We start from the raw sequence: 17,505 nt of genomic DNA on the forward strand, positions 1-17,505 counted from the left end.
AACGCCTACTACATGACAACCTGTCACTTAAAATTTCTAAATAACTACTTATTACCAATTAATTTAATTGTTGGCAATATTATTGACAGTAAATTCTTAAAATAAATAACTACAAAGATGACAACAAACAACCACGAACACCTACAAAATGTACTGGAAACACATCGAATGAACCACGTTCAAAATCTAGTAGACAAATTCAAGACTAAAAGAAATGAGGTAAAAGAATCATTAAAATCACATTATGGAACTAATATCTATACTGTATTTGATTCAGGTTCATTTAAAAAACATACAGCGATAAATACAAAATTTGATTTAGACGTGGTTGTACCTTTTAAAAAGGATTCTTTCGATACACTAGATAAAATGTTTGATAGCCTTTATGATTTTCTTCAAGATCAATATAAGGAAGTTGCCATAATAAGAAAACAAAAAGTATCAATTGGGATAATTTTTGACCAGGATGAAGATGGAGATGTAATTAGCTTAGATATTGTTCCAGGAAGAGAACTTAATAAAGACCAATATCCAGATGACAGTAAATTAAATCTCTTCGTTAACGGAAACTATGGGCTAATTTCCTGTAGCACCTACATACAGACTAGTATACAGTCACAAATTGAGCATATAAAAGCAAAAGAAAATGAAAGAAAGATTATTCGATTATTGAAAATATGGAACAATAACGATGGTAAAGAATATAAATCCTTTTTACTGGAACTCATTACCATAAAAGCCTTTGACAAAAAAGAAATTTCAGGTAACCTCTGGGAAAAATTAGAGAAAGTAATGGAATACATAAAAGACAACATTACAAAAGATGGTTTCAAATTAATTGACCCAGGAAATAGCAACAATGATTTGATGGATACCTTGGAAGGTTGGGAAAAAAGCAATTTATCCAATAGAATGCAAACTATTATCGAAAGAATTAATAACCATAGCGATAATATCAAAGGCTACTTCCCTACTAATAAAGATTTTGAAGATGATGACAAATCATGCAATAACAGTGGCTACGGGATAAAAACAGGAGCAGCAGCATATTCAACACCTCCAAAAACTGAAAGATTCGGATAAATGGCCTTTTCGGATGATGTTAAAATGTTGATAAGCGATATTCCATTTGTAGAAAAGGCTTATGATTTTGTAGAAGAAGATATATTGATAAAAGGGAAAGTTAAAATATCTTTCAAAAAATTATCACACTCTTTGGAATTTGAAGTCGAAGTATACAAATGTTATCCTTTAAAAAATTATGATACAGATTCAATAAAATTTAAAAATTTGAATCTGATAAACTACAAGCACGTTATGAGTAATGGTGCAATATGTATTCATACATCTCATAGCACCATTTTAAAATCAAAGCTAAATTATGACTTCAATTCTTTGAAGAATTGGATCATTAAATACTACATAAATAAAGACCAAGACGATCATTACGAACATATCATAGTTGAAGATAAACTAATAAACAACCAGTATCGCTCATTTCTGTTTACAGATACAAGACACAGTTTTGCAAAAGGGGAATTTGGAGATGTAACAATTACCGCCCTTCAAAGCGGAGTATACAGAGGCCATTCAATTTCAAACCATTTAATACAAACTTTCATTAGAAAAAATGGAGAACAATTAGATTGCCAATGGAGCAATCTTTACAAGAATATGGACATCTCATATAATGGTGCTTATTTATTTATAGAAGTGCCACCTGCTATTTACGGAAAGTTCATATTTACTAAATGGATAGATTTACAAGACCACCTACCTCAAGCATTTTTAAACTTTTTGCTAGAATTTCAAAAAAATAATATCACAGAAAAAGGGAAATTGTTCCCTGTTTTTCTGGGGTATAAAATTGATGAAGTAAATATACATTGGCAAGTCGCTTTATTGGAAATTGGAAATTTTCCGATTCTTGGAGTTCCTGATTCAAAAGGTAGTTGGATTACTGTATTTCGCAATGATGAAGAAATAAATTGGGGTATTACTAGGAATTCCTCTTACAAGTATTTTTTCGGAAGAGGTTCGTTCTCACAAAGCTTCACAGAAAAGAAAATACTGATTATCGGAGTAGGAGCATTAGGAAGCATGGTCGCTAAAACACTCACAAGATGCGGCTGTAAATATATCGATTTTGCAGATTATGACGTCAAAGAACCAGAAAATGTATGTCGGTCTGAATATCAGTTTAATATTGGATTAATAGATAAAACAGAAGAATTAAAAATTATTCTAGGTACGATTTCTCCATTTGTTGAAACCAACATAGTTGAGAAAGACTATTTTCAAGGAATCATAAAACTATACCACAAAGAACAAGGCGAAAAAAGTAGTTTTGAGGAAAACCTCAATCAATACGATTTGGTTTTTGATTGTACTACCGACAACGACCTTATGTATATCCTCGATACTCTTAAATTGAAATGTGATTTGATAAATCTATCCATTACAAACTTTGCTCAAGAATTGGTCTGCGCTTTTTATCCTAACGCCTACAACTTTGTAATGAATCAGTTTACTAATGTTTTAGAGAACGATACATCTGATTTATATAACCCAACAGGCTGTTGGAATCCAACCTTTAAAGCGTCTTATAATGACATATCGTTATTGGCACAAATGGCAATAAAACATATCCATACTTTATACGAAACAGGAATAAGAAAAAGCAATTTCGTGATTGAAAGTGATTCATCAAATTTAAAAATAGTGAAGTATTGAGACTATACAATAAACAAAGAAAAGTTGAACTAACTATAGATAATAAATTATTAGAAAAAATTAGTCAAATAGGCATCCAACATTTTCCAAATGAGTTTGGAGGATTCTTAATCGGAAAGTATTCGGATGATTTCAACACATTATTCATTACAGATTTTATTCTCCCTGAAAGTTACAAAGGAAACAGATATAACTTTGAAAGAAATTCCGAAGGAATGAATACATTTTTTTCAACCCTATTCAAGAACAAAAAAGAATACTATATTGGGGAATGGCACACTCACCCAAACGGAAGTACACAATTTAGCAACACTGATTTATCAGCAATGGCGAATATTGCGTCATCTTCATGTGTTAATCTAAAAAACCCCATACTATTAATTTTAAGCGTTTCTTCAGATAAACTTAATCAAGCAACATTTTATATTTACGACAACAGAAAACTATTGCCTTATGAGTAAAAAAATACCCTTAAATGAACTTTTTGCAGGATTACAGAGTCAAATGACAGCCCAATTAAATACTAATAGAGATTATATAACTCATCCTGGCTCTAAAGGAGACGCTCTTGAAAATGCTTGGATTGAATGGTTACAAAAATATTTACCAAACAGATACAGTGTGGATAAGGCTATAGTTATTGACCATGAAGGGAATACTAGCCAACAAATAGACATTGTTATTTACGACAATTGGTTTACTCCTTTTATTTTTTCACAAAATGGGTTTCACTATATCCCTGCTGAAGGAGTTTATGCTGTCTTTGAAGTAAAACCAGATATAAAAGGAAATGTAGAAAACCAAACATACATAGAATATGCTGCTGAAAAGATAGAAAGTGTTAGAAAATTAAAACGTACAAGTACTAATATGATAAATTCAGGCTTAAGACATAACCCTAGACCACTTACAAAAATAGTAGGAGGAATTCTTGCAAGTACAAACTCGTTTTCTCATAAAAATGATAACAAGGCTATTAAATCCCATCTATCAAATCAAAAAGGATTAAGTGGTATTGACATGGGGTGCATTGCAGATTATGGATGCTTTGTTGTTGATTACACCCCCAACAAGGAGATAGAGGACAAAGGATTTGATAAATTTGTTGATTTTTATGAAAACAGGTCAATAGAAACGGTTAAGTTTAGTAAAAAAGAGAATTCAATGGTTACATTTTTCATGCAACTTACCAGATACTTACAACAAGCTATTGGCACTGTTCCTGCAATTGATTTAAAATCATATTTGGCCACTATAGGAGAGACATTGGATGAAGAACTCTAGTAAAAAAAACTTACAGTTTGGAGCCGCTATTGGGGGAGTTATCGGCCTAATTTCAAATAGCTCTAAACAACTTAAATACCAAAAGAAAAACCCTCAATTGAAATTCGATTTCCAGTCGTTAATTTTAGCAGGAATATTAGGAACTATACTTGGAGCAGTAAATGCAAGCCTAATCAATCTATTCCTCTCTGTTTTTAATTCTCGTAAAGAAATTTTAGGTGAAGCTGATGAAATTAAATATCTAGTCTCTGCTATTGATTCTTATCAAACAGATGAGACAGACAAAGAAGTTTTGATTACGGGGCAAAAAATAAAAAACGAGCTTAAATTTAGATTTCGTAATGATATACTTGGTAAAGTCTCTAATCAAGGCTCTGTTAAACAAGGCACAGCTCTTAGTGGGCTTTCCGATTTAGATATTAGAATTCAGTTTAAAAAAACAAGTTTTAAAAACGAATATAATATGTACAACACGGTTTACTATTTCTTGAAAGACAACTTTAAGGATATTAATTTGGTTGAGGTTCGTAAACAAAAAGTTTCATTAGGTTTAATCTTTGACATTGATGGCGAAATTGAAACAATTGACATTGTTCCTGTACTAAGAACTGATTTTATTAGGGGAAAAAATGATTACAACCTATATAAAAACCCTGATTTATGTATTGGAAGTAGAAAATTGAAAATGAATCCAAAAAAACAGGAAGAATTTGGAGATTATCAAAACGACAAAATAGATATCATTAAACTAATCAAACTATTAAAGACAGAGTTAGAATTACCTTTAAAGTCTATTTTAATTAAAGAATTAACCATAAAAGCGTTTGAAACAAATGTTATTCCTTTAGGGTTAAATGGAAAACTTTTGATGACCTTAAACTTCATTAAAGATAATATTGACACCATAAGTATAAAAGCTCCAGACAATCCTATGATTTCTTTGACAGATAACCTTACTGAAGGTCAAAAGAAAAAAATTAAATCAATACTTAATATAGTAATAATGGATATTGAAAAAGACAAAAACGCTTTACATGATTATTTTCCTGAGAAAGTTTAGTAACGTTTTTGTCTTCCCTCATCAATTAAATTGAAAAAAAAATAAAACGAATATAATTGATTAAAGGCATCAAAAAATAACCTGAATATATTCAACTCTTTATAAATTTACATACAATAATTATTTGTAGCCTTACCCTTTTAAGGACACTACTAAATTCAATAAATTTTCATTAATAACATCTTTTTCTAAGTAAGATTTTTCCTCTGTTCACCAATTTAATTTGCTTGCGTGATGACTGGTACATTCTATGGATAAGAATTAAACCTAAAAGTATTAATATTTAAGGATAAAAAATGTGACATATTAATTTATCTTATTCCTAAATACAATAAAATCATCTAGTAGCTTAGAAAAAAAATCTCTTACTTGAAAATAAAAAAGGCCACTAAAACTATTTGACATACTTCTTTACAAGCCTTATAATAGAAATACTACTAGTATAGTATTAACAATATTTGACCCCGTCCCATATTTAGGCACTGCTCATAAGTAGAGAATCTGAGCTATTGTCATTCTATATTTTATACTATTTCTTTCTGATCATCTTCAAGCTAAAAACAAAAAAAAATCCAGTTTATGGTACTGGATAAACCATTTGAACCATTTAGGCCAGTTCATATATCGTTTCAAAAAGCGATCTATCAAGTCGTTCTTGTTGTCCAAAAGTCTTTTTTAAAGTATTATGCAATACTGCATTAAATGCATTATATCCTAACCATAAATTTGGTTCTTCATTAAGCAACAAAGCTTCATAATTCAATATTTCAATTACTTCACGTGATTTTTTACAAGGATCAGTATTCTTATCACTGCATTCATATTTAAATAATTTTGTAGTATCTAATATTGACTTAACAAACGCTTTAGTATCTATAATTTTAATACTTCTCATTTTATCAAACTTCCTGGTTATAGCATAGAATTCATTATCAAGAAATTTCACAAACAAATTATTTAATTTAGGCATAATTAGCTGTGTGTTATTTTTATTATGTTTAATGGAGAACTCAATCTGGCTTTGAGAAACATGTAAACCATTTGAACATACTTTTCGATAAAATCCAAAATGACCCGAAGTTTTCTCACTACCATCGTAAGAATTCGTAAATCGAAGCATTGGTAAAATTAAATCCTTTTCATTTTTAACTGTGAATTGATTTTTATCATCAATTATAAAGTCAGTTATAAAAGACCTGTCATTTTTATTGATTGTGCGCTTATGATAATTTAGTTGCGCATTAATTAACATGTCTTCAGCTTTCTTAAAGAATAACTGATTAGGAATATGTCCGTAGCTATTTGAAACTACATTAACAATTTTGCCATTTGAAATTATCACATTCTCAAGTCCTCTTCGGGATTCCATCTGCGTCAGGTCTTTTAAGGATTTCAATTCTGATGGAACAAAGATGTCATCCTGTTTTAAATTGTGTAAATACATAACTTATAGATTTAGATTAAACAATATTTGAGCAATCTCAAACGGAAGTTAAAATCTCAGCTCAAAAGGAAACGGAATAAATAAGACAATGGCTTGTCTGGCTTTATGCCGTAGTCTTTTGATGGGTGTATTTTACGAGTTTACCTTTGTACAGATATTGATTATTTATTACTCCTCTAATATTATTAGAATTATAAAGATATAGCTACTAATGGTGAGTGGTAAAACGAAATAGATAGTATTTCAAAATAACTATAAACAAAAAATCCCCTCAAATTTTGAAGGGATTTATTTCTAACGAATAACCAATTATTTTTTAGATGCTTCTAAAGACACCTTACGAAATTCTTTCATTAGTTTGGTAATTTCTAAAGTAGCCTTACGTGCTCTGGTGCCAGCTGCTTTATTTCCATTTTCAATTTGTGCATTAGCATCTGCACTAAAGCTTTCAAATTGAGCATTGATTTGTTCAAAAAGTTCTTTCATAGTTTGAGACATTTATATTATTAGTCACGAAATTAAAAAAAATAATTACAATCAAATTATTCCTTCATTTAGAATCCTAGCTAAATAAGACGAAGATTGAAAACCATACCTAGTGGATTTAAATTATATGATAAGATAAGAGAAGTCCATTAACTCTTAAAAGTTATTGAAAATGATGCCGGATGATTAGCAACCTTAAGCAAATACAAATCAAGCACTATTGGAATCATAACAAAAAACATCAAAATCACAATAGTCAAAATAATCAACTAATTAATATTTCATTAATTTCAGTCAACTCTTCATTGGAGAAACTTGTATTTTTAAGAGACTCTATAGAGTCTAAAATTTGCTGTGGCTTGCTTGCTCCAACTAAAACAGAACTCACTCTTTTATCTTTCAGAACCCAAGCCAAGGCCATATGAGCTAGTTTTTGACCTCTTATTTTAGCTATTTCATTTAACTTACCTATTTTATATATTTTTTCAGACGTAATATCATTTGACTTTAAAAACTGACCACTTGTTACTACTCTTGAATCATTTGGAATTCCTTTTAAATATTTATCCGTCAACAAACCTTGGGCTAATGGAGAAAAAGGGATACACCCTATTTGCTCTTTATCTAACAAATCTAAAAGCCCATCTTCCACCCACCTTTCAAACATCGAATATTTCGGTTGATGTATAATACAAGGTGTTCCCAAATCCTTCAACATTTTTATTGCTTCACTAGCCTCTCTTGGTCGGTAATTTGAAATGCCAATATAAAGCGCTTTTCCCTGTCTTACTATTAAATCCAAAGCTCGCATAGTTTCATCTAAGGGTGTATCTGGATCAGGTCTATGATGATAGAAAATATCTACATAATCTAGATTTAGCCTTTTTAAACTTTGATCTAGGCTAGAAATTAAATATTTCTTGGAGCCCCAGTCTCCATACGGTCCCTCCCACATTTTATATCCTGCTTTTGTAGAAATCACCATTTCATCTCTATAGGATTTAAAATCATATTTTAAAATTCTCCCAAAATTCTCCTCAGCTGAACCTGGTGGTGGACCATAGTTATTAGCTAAATCAAAATGCGTAATTCCTTTATCAAAAGCAGTCCTGATTAAGGATCCCATTTTATCTATATCATTTGAATGCCCAAAGTTGTGCCACAACCCTAATGATATTGCAGAAAGTTTCAACCCCGAATTTCCACACTTTCTATACTCCATACCATCATACCTATTACTATCAGGTTTATATTCCATTTTTTAAAACTTATTTTATAATTCTAAATAATCTTTTTTTAGGGAAAGTTATAACATATTAATTTAATAACATTTTCATTAATCCTAACTCCTCCAAACACATCTAAATATTAGTAAAATGTATTTGCTACTATAAGCTTGGAATACGATTTGCAATTTTAAACTAACAGCAGATCTATTTATACTTTTATTTATAAAACTAAGAATTCTATAAACTGATTTTAATATACTCATGATTATACATAATATGAACAAAGGGAATACTCTTAAACTCAAACTAAACTTAATTCTGAACTATTGGTAAAATACAGTTATAAAAGGGTAAACTAGAACAAAATATAACTTGTATTATTTTACTAATTTGAATTTTTAAACAAACTTAATTAACTAACAAAGAATTAAATAAGATTGAATATAGTCCTTTTTAGTACATCGAGAATTTGATTGAATAATACACATGCTAGATAGGACCGAGATTGATAAACATATGCTGTAAATATTATGATGTAGTCAAAGTATTGATGAAAAGTATAATATAATGGATGTTTCACGGAATTTGAATATGCTAAACTTATCCCAATTTTATTAGCTCACTATAACTAGCTTTTGCTATTAAGTTAACTTATTTAATAAACTAATTTATCAAGACATTTGAACTTTTACACGTTATCATAATTAATACATTTAATCGGATTTTATCCGATTAAACATCAAAATAAAAACAACATGGATTTTAGTACAATTATAAATATATTTTGAAACTCTATTGGATAATAGGAACAACCAGAATCATTAATAGCGAAAATAGTGATCTAGTTTAATTAACACTTTTAAATTAGGTCTTAACTAAAATTCGACTATACTCAATTTTTTCCTTTCAAATAACTCTGTTAAATTTTTACCGCCATAACGGCAATTAAGTATATTAACACTCTTAATTTATTTAAATTTAACATCTCTCCAGCTGATTTTACCGCTATAACGGTAAAAAATAAAATTTTGCAAACAATAATTGCTTAGCACTCAATAATTAGGTATTTTTACTGTTTAGACAGTAAAAAATGAATGATTTAGATTTAGGATCTTTAATAAAAGCCCATCGAAAAAAAGCAGGGCTTACACAACTAGAATTGGCTAACCTTGCGGGTATAGGTAAAACAACAGTATTTGATATTGAAAAAAATAAAGAAACTGTTCGTTGGAATAACCTTTTAGCCGTTCTAGAAGTCTTGAACATTAAAATTGAATTTAAGAGTCCGTTAACCAAGTAATAATCACTATGAGAAAAGCAATTGTTATGATACATGGAAATAGAGCTGGATTGTTAACCGAAGACTCTTCTAATAATTATTATTTTGAATATGATGACAATTATGATGGTGAGGCTATTTCTCTAACCATGCCTATCGACCATAAAAAATATAGCTACACTTCATTCCCTCCTTTTTTTGAAGGATTATTACCCGAAGGTGTCATGCTAGAAGGTTTATTAAAGATTGCCAAAATAGATAAAAAAGACTATTTCTCTCAACTCATTGCAACTGGAAATGATTTAGTAGGTGCTGTAACAGTCAAACTGATAGAAAATGAATAGATGTCCTATCACATATGAATTATGTGGAAACAATAAATACAGTGAAAAAGGGCTTCGAAAGATAACTCCTAAACTAACGCATTTGAATGATTTACCATTTACGGCAGCCGAGCTCAGGCAAGAAGCCGCTAATAGAGCAAAGAAATTATCTATTCAAGGAGTACAACCTAAATTAAGTGCATCGATTTCAGTAGTTGACCAAGCGTTTAAAATTGTAGATCAATTTGGAACATACATTGTAAAACCTCAAAATGACTTATTTCCTCAGCTACCTGAAAATGAAGATTTAACTATGCGAATGGCTAAGGCTTTTAGTTTGGAAGTTCCTTTTCATGGTATGGTTTACGGTAAAGATGGAAGCTTATCCTACTTTATAAAACGTTTTGATCGACACGGTAAGGGTAAAAAATACGCAACCGAGGATTTTGCTCAATTAACAGGTAACACAAGAGACACGAAGTATCGTTTTTCAATGGAAAAGTTAATTCCTGTAATTGATGAATTTTGCTCCTTTCCTGCAATTGAAAAAGCTGATTTTTTCAAGCGAATCCTTTTTTGTTTTGTTTCTGGAAATGAAGATATGCACTTGAAAAACTTTTCATTAATAACAAAAAATGGAAAAACAACGTTAGCTCCTATATATGACTTTTTAAATTCAAGCATAGCCATTAAAAATCCGGAGGAAGAAATTGCTTTAACCCTAAAAGGAAAGAAAAGTAATTTAAAGGCCGAAGATTTTATTGATTATTACGCAAAAGAACGTTTGCTATTAAATGAAAAAACAATAGCAATAATACTAAAGGAAATGCAAAATACAGTTCCTAAATGGGAAAATCTAATAGACATATCATTTCTTTCCAATGAAATGAAAGAGAAGTATTTTAAAATTTTGGACAATAGACTAAAATTGTTTGGTCTTTAGATTCACAACCTTCTCTTGCATAAAATCGTCTACTTTATGTATTCAGTCAAAAAATAAAGTAATTATAAATTTAAATTAGGGATTCATTTAAGCTTAATATAAGAAAGCTTAACGGGTACAACTATAAATGATTTGTATGTTTATTATAATACACAACTGTAAGCCACAGAATTGTGTATTATAATAAACATAATTCATTGTCATTTTTTTTAATTTGATAATACCTCTTTAAGTTTTCCCATATCCTCGCTCACCTTTTGATCTAAAACTCTAGCGTAAATTTGGGTAGTCGAAATTTTGGTATGACCTAATAGTTTGGAAACTGTTTCAATAGGTACTCCATTACTTAAGGTAATCGTCGTAGCAAACGTATGCCGAGCTATATGAAAAGTTAGATTCTTGTTTATTTTACATAAATCAGCTATCTCTTTTAAATAACTATTGACTTTTTGATTAGATATCTTTGGAAATACTCCTCCAGAATTCATCACTCTTGGATGTTCTTTATATTTTTCCACCAATACTTTCGCTTTTGGCAATAATGGAACTCTAATGGATGTACTAGTCTTCTGACGCTCGCTTATTACCCAATCATTTCCATCAATTCCTAACATAATGTGTTCTGCTGTCAAATCATGAATATCAATAAACGAGATTCCTGTGTAACAGCTAAATAAGAAAAGATCTCTAACTAAATTAAGTCGACCTACTGATGAATTAAACTTCTCCAAACTAACCAACTCGCTTTTAGACAAATAATCTCTCCTTTTATTCTCTAAAGAGGTTCTAAACCTAACAAAGGGATCTTTCTCTATCCATTCCATATGATAAGCCATAGTCACCATCTTTCTCAGTCGTTGAAGATGTTTCATGGCCGTATTATGTCCCATCTTTCTTTGATGGTCTTCAGGCTGATAAGATTTAAGGAAAAATTCAAAATCTACTATAAACCCATAACTTAATTCTCGCAGTTTAATATCTGTGGTAGATAATTTAATATCAAGATACTTTTTCAAATATCCTTGAGTCACTTTATAATGTCTAAGTGTATGACTAGTCAATTTCTCTTTTGAAATCTCATTATGATATTCAAACAATTCCAAAAGTGTTTTAAAGTTTCTATCTTCTCCTAAGAATCTGGATTTTATAAGTTGAGCGGTAATTAATTTTTCCTCACTGATTAAGTCCTCATAAGACTGATAAATTTTAGCTCTTAGCTGATCCAAATATTTATTCAAGGCTTTGGACTCCTGGTTACTTCCTTTTGCCTTTCCTTTATTAGAATCCCATAACGAAAGTGTAATTTTTCGATTTAAACTAATGTTGGTTCTTTTACCATCTACAGTAATTCTAGCATAAAGTGAAACTTCATTGTTTTTAATTCGCGAAGTATTAACCCAAAACAAAAGGTTAAACGTTGAACGTGTACTCATAATAATCGTCTTTTAGTTTAAACATTTTTTAAGACGAAAATCAAATCAATAGCCTAAAAATAAGGATTTTAAGTCTTAATTCGGTCAACACTTTTTGTGTTTTTCAAACTGTTGACCGAATTGTTGACATTTTATGCCTTATAATATGAGTCAAAACAAAAGGTCCTAGAAAGATAAAACCCTGTAAATCATAAGTTTTACAGGGTTTTAATAGTTTTTGAAATGTAAAAAAGTGATCGCGACAGGATTCGAACCTGTGACCGTCTGCTTAGAAGGCAGATGCTCTATCCAGCTGAGCTACGCGACCATTCAAGAATATTACTATTCTGAAAGTGCCTTTCTGAAAAGCTGTGCAAATATAAATAGCTTTCCTTAACTACACAATATAAAATCAATTATTTTTAGAATAATTTTTATTCCTTAGAATACCTCTATTTAGCACCATTGACACAAATAGACCTACACACCTTAAGATGAACGCATTCGAAATTATTCTAATGAACCCTAAATTTAAAACTCCTTAAAAATTAAAGCGATTTTCGTTCTATAAAGTTAAACGGATTCTTAATTCTACCTTTTTCTTTATTTAAAATCATCTGAGCTGCCCGCTCCCCCATCTTTTTAAAATCGGTCGATATCACGGTTATTCCCAATAATTCCTTTAAAGGTGTTTCGTTATAAGAAATAACTCCTATGTTTTGCCCCAATTCTAAACTGCTTTCTCTAATCTGCTTTATTAGACTTACCAGATCCGATTCCTCAATAATCACAAATAAATCGCCTTCTTTTAAAATAATATCATCGTAAACCTCATCGATGATTTCGAAAGTCATATCGTAATTCACACAGAATTTTCGAAATCCGTGTAAAATTCGTCTCGGATATGGGTAAACAGTCTTATTTGGATAAATCAAAAAGATCTTTTTATACTTTCTAATTTTAGTCAAACCTGCTTCTAAAGCTTCATAAATATCATTTTCAAAATCCTGATAAATCTCTATTGATCCCGAAGTCTTATTAATTTTATTGTTATTATTATCCATAATGATAAGTTTATCCTTAGGAATCTGACTTATAGACTGTAAAATTTTTTCGGTAAAGCTTACGTGTTTTAAATCGTCTGTCTTAAAATGAGGCATTACTACATAATAATCGTAGGCCCCAAGGCTTTTATCCATTAAATTTAAAAACAAAGACTCATCGCAATGGTAAATAAACAGATCCACATGAGAATTCCCCCCGATGCTATCTACAAACGAATTGTAAATACGCATTTTATAAGAACTTAGTTTATTTACTAAAAACAGAATATTAATTTTAGAAATTAACTTGGTACGCGTTATATAATACCCTTTTCCTCTTATAGATGAAATTATTTTACGCTCCTTTAATACACTATAGGCCTTTTCTACAGTGTCGCGCGATAAATAATAGTCTTCACTAAAGCTATTTATAGAAGGAATTTTGTCGTCTACTTTTAAAGTTCCTGTTGAAATATTATAGATTATGGCATCTACAATCTGCTTATATTTTGGTTTTCTTGAGGTTTCGTCAATCTTAATAAAATCAATCATCGGTAAAAAACAATTTTCTTTATTTTCTTAGGGCATTTTTATTGATTGTGCAATTTACTAACAATTCTGATTTATTAATTACAATATAAGTATTAAATATTTTTTTTAACGAAAACGGTATAGTACAGGACAGATTAATTTATCTCATCATTTAGTTTTACAAACACAAATTAATTTTAAAACACAAATATGGATAATCTTGTTAAACAATTTAACCACGTAGATTACCTTTGGGACAATGAAAAAGCGGCCGAATTAGGAGACGATCAGGTTGCTTTATTTTTATATCGTTCTAATATTTTAGGAGCCGATTTAAGAATTACAAATTATGGCGGAGGTAATACAAGTTGTAAAACAATCGAAAAAGACCCCTTAACCGGAGATCATGTAGAAGTTATGTGGGTAAAAGGTTCCGGAGGAGATATCGGAACATTAACCCGCGCCGGAATTGCAGGTCTTTACACCAAAAGATTACGCAATTTAAAAAATGTCTATGGCGGTCTGGAAGATGAAGATCGTATGGTTGGACTGTTTAACCACTGTATTTACGATTTAGACAGTAAAGCGCCATCTATTGATACGCCTTTACATGGTTTACTACCATTTAAACATATAGACCACTTACACCCCGATGCCCTTATTGCTGTCGCTGCAGCTAAAGACAGCGAAAAAGTAACAAAAGAAATCTGGGGAGATACTATGGGCTGGGTGCCATGGCAGCGTCCTGGATTCGATTTAGGCTTACAACTGGAAAAATGCTTAGCCGAGAACCCGGGAATCAGGGGTATTGTATTAGGAAGTCACGGTTTATTTACCTGGGGTGATACTTCTTACGAATGTTATGTTAACAGTCTGGAAGTTATCGAAAGAGCTTCAGAATATATTGAACAAAAAATCGCCGAAAAAGGCAGCGTTTTTGGAGGACAAAAAGTATCAAGCTTACCAAAAGAAGAGCGATTAGAAAAAGCTGCTCAATTAATGCCTTTATTACGCGGACTTTGTTCTTCTGAAAATCGTATGATCGGTCATTTCTCCGACAGCGATGTGGTCATGGAATACATTAACAGTAACGACCTGGAGCGCTTAGCTCCTATGGGAACGTCTTGCCCGGATCACTTTTTACGTACTAAAATTCAACCTTTAGTATTAACGTTAGATCCTAGTGAAGATGTTACAGACACAGCTGAAGTTCTTAAAAAACTGGAACCTGCTTTTGAGCAGTACAGACAGGAATACGCTGACTATTACAACACCTGTAAAAGAGATAACAGTCCGGCGATGCGCGATCCAAATCCGGTAATAATTATCTACCCTGGTGTAGGAATGTTCAGTTTTGCAAAAAACAAACAAACCACACGTGTAGCCAGCGAATTTTATATTAACGCCATAAATGTTATGCGTGGTGCTGAAGCTATTTCAGAATACACCTCTTTACCAAGACAAGAGGCTTTCGATATAGAATACTGGTTACTGGAAGAGGCTAAATTACAACGTATGCCAAAAGAGCAACCGCTTTCAAGAAAAGTAGCATTTATTACAGGTGCCGGCGGAGGTATTGGTAAGGCTATAGCAGATAAGCTGGCTGCTGAAGGTGCTAATGTGGTTTTAAGTGATATTTCTGAAGACCGACTGAAAGAAGCTGTTTCTACTTATAAAAGAGATGTTGCTGCTTATGCGGTATGCGACGTTACAAAAACCGACTCTATTTCTGAAGCACTAAAAAAGGCGTGTTTAGAATTTGGAGGGGTAGACATTATAGTACACAGTGCAGGGTTGGCGATTTCAAAACCACTTGCCGAAACTACAGAAGCAGACTGGGATATTTTACAAAATGTTCTGGTAAAAGGCCAATTCGAGCTGGCCAAGCAGGCTGTTGGTATTATAAGAAAACAACATTTAGGAGGAGATATTATTAATATCGCCAGCAAAAACGGTTTGGTATCGGGTCCAAATAATGTGGGATATGGTACGGCTAAAGCTGCTCAACAACACATGTCCAGACTACTTGCCGCAGAACTTGCCGGAGATAAAATACGCGTTAACACGGTTAATCCGGATGGCGTTATCGTTGGTAGTAAAATCTGGGAAGGCGAATGGGCCGAAGGACGCGCTAAAGCTTATGGTATTACTGTAGAAGAATTACCTGCTCATTACGCTAAGCGTAATTTATTAAATGAAATTATTTATCCAGAAGATATTGCTAACGGAGTATTCTCTTTAGTTGCAATATTAGATAAATCTACCGGAAACATTATCAATGTCGATGGCGGAATGGCAAATGCTTTTGTACGTTAATCAAAAGTAATCAAGTTACATTTTAATTAGTTTATTGTTAGTTTACTATTTAATTTGTTTTTTAGTTTGTTAGTTATGTATATCCTTTCAGGGTTCTTGTCCCTGAAAGGTTTCATTAAAAATCAAATCTTATGAAATTATCACAATCTCACATAGCCGATTTCAATAAAAAATCCATAGAAGATCATCAAAATCAATACGATTTTTTAGGTAGCACATTGGCTAAAAAAAATATAGACACAAATAGTATTGTAGCCGATTTAGCCAAATTTCAAGTGGCTATTCCCAGTTGGGCTCTTGGTGCCGGAGGAACACGTTTCGGGCGTTTTTCGTTTTATGGTGAACCTTCAAATTTATCTCAAAAATTAGACGATGTTGGTTTAATCCATGCCCTTACACAAACAGCTGGAGCTGTTTCGTTACACATTCCATGGGATGTACCGGAAGATTACACAGCCATTAAAGAACAGGCTAATGCCCTGAATTTAAAATTTGATGCTGTAAACTCAAATACCTTCCAAGACCAACCAGATGCAAAAGAAACTTATAAATACGGCTCTTTATGCAATTCTGATGAAGCTGTAAGAGCTCAGGCCATTGCCCACAACCAGGAAGTAATAACAATTGGAGAACAATTAGGCTCTAAAAGTTTAACGGTATGGTTGGCAGACGGATCAAATTTTCCTGGACAGCATAATTTCCAATCGGCATTAACACATACGGAAAACAGTTTAAAATCAATATACAAAACCCTTCCGGACGACTGGAAAATGTTTATTGAATACAAACCTTACGAGCCTAACTTTTACAGTACGGTTATTCAGGATTGGGGTACATCTTTTATGCTGGCAAATGCCTGTGGAGACAAGGCATACACGCTGGTTGACTTAGGACATCATTTACCGAATACTAACATCGAGCAAATTGTATCTACCTTAATGTTAAAAGGCAAACTGGGAGGGTTCCACTTTAACGACAGCAAATACGGAGACGACGATATCACTGTTGGAAGCGTTAAACCTTATGCCCTGTTCTTAATTTTTAATGAACTGGTTTACGGTATGCAAAACAATCCGCAAAACCCACAATTATCCTGGATGATTGATGCAAGCCATAATATTAAAGATCCTCTTGAAGATTTAATTCAATCTTTAGAAGCTATACAAGAAGCTTATGCTAAAGCACTGCTTGTTAACCAAACGGCTTTAAAAGAAGCACAGCTGGCTCACGATGTCGTAGCTTGTCAGGAAATTTTACAACAGGCTTATCGTACCGATGTCAGACCTTTAATTGCTCAGGCAAGATTACAATCTGGAGGTGCTTTAAACCCTTTAGCTACTTATAGAGGCCTGAACCTTAGAGAAACTTTAATTGAAGAACGCGGAAAATATACCATAGCAACCGGATTATAACTAACCTAAA

15 protein-coding genes and 1 tRNA gene are annotated in these 17,505 nt (G+C 31.8%); 10 read left to right on the forward strand and 6 right to left on the reverse strand.

Translation table 11 applies throughout. The annotated features are described in order from the left end of the window. Nucleotides 1-117 precede the first annotated feature (117 nt). The 5 genes from I3217_RS05270 to I3217_RS05290 are packed head-to-tail and all read left to right on the forward strand — an operon-like array spanning nt 118 to nt 5,077. On the forward strand, nt 118-1,083 hold the full coding sequence (locus I3217_RS05270) for an SMODS domain-containing nucleotidyltransferase (RefSeq protein WP_435048702.1): 966 nt from the start codon (nt 118-120) through the stop codon (nt 1,081-1,083). Beyond that, nucleotides 1,084-2,733: a ThiF family adenylyltransferase gene (locus I3217_RS05275; protein ID WP_435048703.1), complete on the forward strand. Its 1,650-nt coding sequence runs from the start codon at nt 1,084-1,086 to the stop codon at nt 2,731-2,733. Continuing rightward, a complete protein-coding gene (locus I3217_RS05280) occupies nt 2,730-3,194 on the forward strand; it encodes a Mov34/MPN/PAD-1 family protein (protein WP_435048704.1) in 465 nt (154 codons plus the stop codon). Before I3217_RS05275 ends, I3217_RS05280 begins: the two co-directional genes overlap by 4 nt. Further along, entirely contained in the window at nt 3,187-4,017 is an 831-nt protein-coding gene (locus I3217_RS05285) for a DUF6602 domain-containing protein (protein WP_435048705.1), read from the forward strand. The genes I3217_RS05280 and I3217_RS05285 overlap by 8 nt, the downstream gene beginning before the upstream one ends. Further along, a complete protein-coding gene (locus I3217_RS05290) occupies nt 4,004-5,077 on the forward strand; it encodes a hypothetical protein (RefSeq protein WP_435048706.1) in 1,074 nt (357 codons plus the stop codon). Before I3217_RS05285 ends, I3217_RS05290 begins: the two co-directional genes overlap by 14 nt. Before the next feature lie 607 nt (nt 5,078-5,684). On the opposite strand, the gene I3217_RS05295 is transcribed toward I3217_RS05290, so the two are convergent. The 3 genes from I3217_RS05295 to I3217_RS05305 form a co-directional block, all read right to left on the reverse strand. Beyond that, nucleotides 5,685-6,521, reverse strand: coding sequence for a DUF932 domain-containing protein (locus I3217_RS05295; RefSeq protein ID WP_435048707.1), 837 nt, complete (start codon nt 6,519-6,521; stop codon nt 5,685-5,687). Between the two features lie 309 nt (nt 6,522-6,830). Next, entirely contained in the window at nt 6,831-7,007 is a 177-nt protein-coding gene (locus I3217_RS05300) for a histone H1 (protein ID WP_435048708.1), read from the reverse strand. Nucleotides 7,008-7,272: 265 nt separating this feature from the next. After that, nucleotides 7,273-8,265, reverse strand: coding sequence for an aldo/keto reductase (locus I3217_RS05305; RefSeq protein WP_435048709.1), 993 nt, complete (start codon nt 8,263-8,265; stop codon nt 7,273-7,275). 1,061 nt (nt 8,266-9,326) lie between these two features. Here I3217_RS05305 and I3217_RS05310 point away from each other — a divergent pair. The 3 genes from I3217_RS05310 to I3217_RS05320 are packed head-to-tail and all read left to right on the forward strand — an operon-like array spanning nt 9,327 to nt 10,781. Beyond that, nucleotides 9,327-9,536, forward strand: coding sequence for a type II toxin-antitoxin system Y4mF family antitoxin (locus tag I3217_RS05310; protein ID WP_435048710.1), 210 nt, complete (start codon nt 9,327-9,329; stop codon nt 9,534-9,536). Between the two features lie 8 nt (nt 9,537-9,544). Beyond that, on the forward strand, nt 9,545-9,859 hold the full coding sequence (locus I3217_RS05315) for a HipA N-terminal domain-containing protein (RefSeq protein ID WP_435048711.1): 315 nt from the start codon (nt 9,545-9,547) through the stop codon (nt 9,857-9,859). Continuing rightward, nucleotides 9,852-10,781: a HipA domain-containing protein gene (locus I3217_RS05320; RefSeq protein WP_435048712.1), complete on the forward strand. Its 930-nt coding sequence runs from the start codon at nt 9,852-9,854 to the stop codon at nt 10,779-10,781. Before I3217_RS05315 ends, I3217_RS05320 begins: the two co-directional genes overlap by 8 nt. A gap of 209 nt (nt 10,782-10,990) precedes the next feature. On the opposite strand, the gene I3217_RS05325 is transcribed toward I3217_RS05320, so the two are convergent. The 3 genes from I3217_RS05325 to I3217_RS05335 form a co-directional block, all read right to left on the reverse strand. Then, entirely contained in the window at nt 10,991-12,214 is a 1,224-nt protein-coding gene (locus I3217_RS05325) for a site-specific integrase (protein ID WP_435048713.1), read from the reverse strand. A gap of 233 nt (nt 12,215-12,447) precedes the next feature. Continuing rightward, nucleotides 12,448-12,521 (reverse strand) — tRNA-Arg (locus I3217_RS05330). A gap of 220 nt (nt 12,522-12,741) precedes the next feature. Next, nucleotides 12,742-13,788 carry a GntR family transcriptional regulator gene (locus I3217_RS05335; RefSeq protein ID WP_435048714.1) on the reverse strand — a complete coding sequence of 349 codons (1,047 nt, stop codon included), beginning with the start codon at nt 13,786-13,788 and terminating at the stop codon, nt 12,742-12,744. Nucleotides 13,789-13,977: 189 nt separating this feature from the next. Here I3217_RS05335 and I3217_RS05340 point away from each other — a divergent pair, with 189 nt between their 5' ends. Together I3217_RS05340 and I3217_RS05345 are read left to right on the forward strand one after the other, a co-directional pair. Next, nucleotides 13,978-16,083, forward strand: a complete 2,106-nt coding sequence (locus tag I3217_RS05340; RefSeq protein ID WP_435048715.1) for a bifunctional aldolase/short-chain dehydrogenase — start codon at nt 13,978-13,980, stop codon at nt 16,081-16,083. A gap of 131 nt (nt 16,084-16,214) precedes the next feature. Continuing rightward, complete coding sequence (locus tag I3217_RS05345; protein WP_435048716.1) at nt 16,215-17,495, forward strand: sugar isomerase; 1,281 nt, start codon at nt 16,215-16,217, stop codon at nt 17,493-17,495. The last annotated feature ends 10 nt before the right edge of the window (nt 17,496-17,505 follow it).

The organism is Formosa sp. S-31, from assembly GCF_051172795.1.
Lineage (GTDB): Bacteria > Bacteroidota > Bacteroidia > Flavobacteriales > Flavobacteriaceae > Formosa.

Bases quoted from the DNA above. Each gene is read 5' to 3' on its own strand.
- I3217_RS05270 (WP_435048702.1), top strand. From the start codon at position 118: ATGACAACAAACAACCACGAACACCTACAAAATGTACTGGAAACACAT.
- I3217_RS05275 (WP_435048703.1), top strand. From the start codon at position 1,084: ATGGCCTTTTCGGATGATGTTAAAATGTTGATAAGCGATATTCCATTT.
- I3217_RS05285 (WP_435048705.1), top strand. From the start codon at position 3,187: ATGAGTAAAAAAATACCCTTAAATGAACTTTTTGCAGGATTACAGAGT.
- I3217_RS05290 (WP_435048706.1), top strand. From the start codon at position 4,004: ATGAAGAACTCTAGTAAAAAAAACTTACAGTTTGGAGCCGCTATTGGG.
- I3217_RS05295 (WP_435048707.1), bottom strand. From the start codon at position 6,521: ATGTATTTACACAATTTAAAACAGGATGACATCTTTGTTCCATCAGAA.
- I3217_RS05300 (WP_435048708.1), bottom strand. From the start codon at position 7,007: ATGAAAGAACTTTTTGAACAAATCAATGCTCAATTTGAAAGCTTTAGT.
- I3217_RS05305 (WP_435048709.1), bottom strand. From the start codon at position 8,265: ATGGAATATAAACCTGATAGTAATAGGTATGATGGTATGGAGTATAGA.
- I3217_RS05310 (WP_435048710.1), top strand. From the start codon at position 9,327: ATGAATGATTTAGATTTAGGATCTTTAATAAAAGCCCATCGAAAAAAA.
- I3217_RS05315 (WP_435048711.1), top strand. From the start codon at position 9,545: ATGAGAAAAGCAATTGTTATGATACATGGAAATAGAGCTGGATTGTTA.
- I3217_RS05320 (WP_435048712.1), top strand. From the start codon at position 9,852: ATGAATAGATGTCCTATCACATATGAATTATGTGGAAACAATAAATAC.
- I3217_RS05325 (WP_435048713.1), bottom strand. From the start codon at position 12,214: ATGAGTACACGTTCAACGTTTAACCTTTTGTTTTGGGTTAATACTTCG.
- I3217_RS05335 (WP_435048714.1), bottom strand. From the start codon at position 13,788: ATGATTGATTTTATTAAGATTGACGAAACCTCAAGAAAACCAAAATAT.
- I3217_RS05340 (WP_435048715.1), top strand. From the start codon at position 13,978: ATGGATAATCTTGTTAAACAATTTAACCACGTAGATTACCTTTGGGAC.
- I3217_RS05345 (WP_435048716.1), top strand. From the start codon at position 16,215: ATGAAATTATCACAATCTCACATAGCCGATTTCAATAAAAAATCCATA.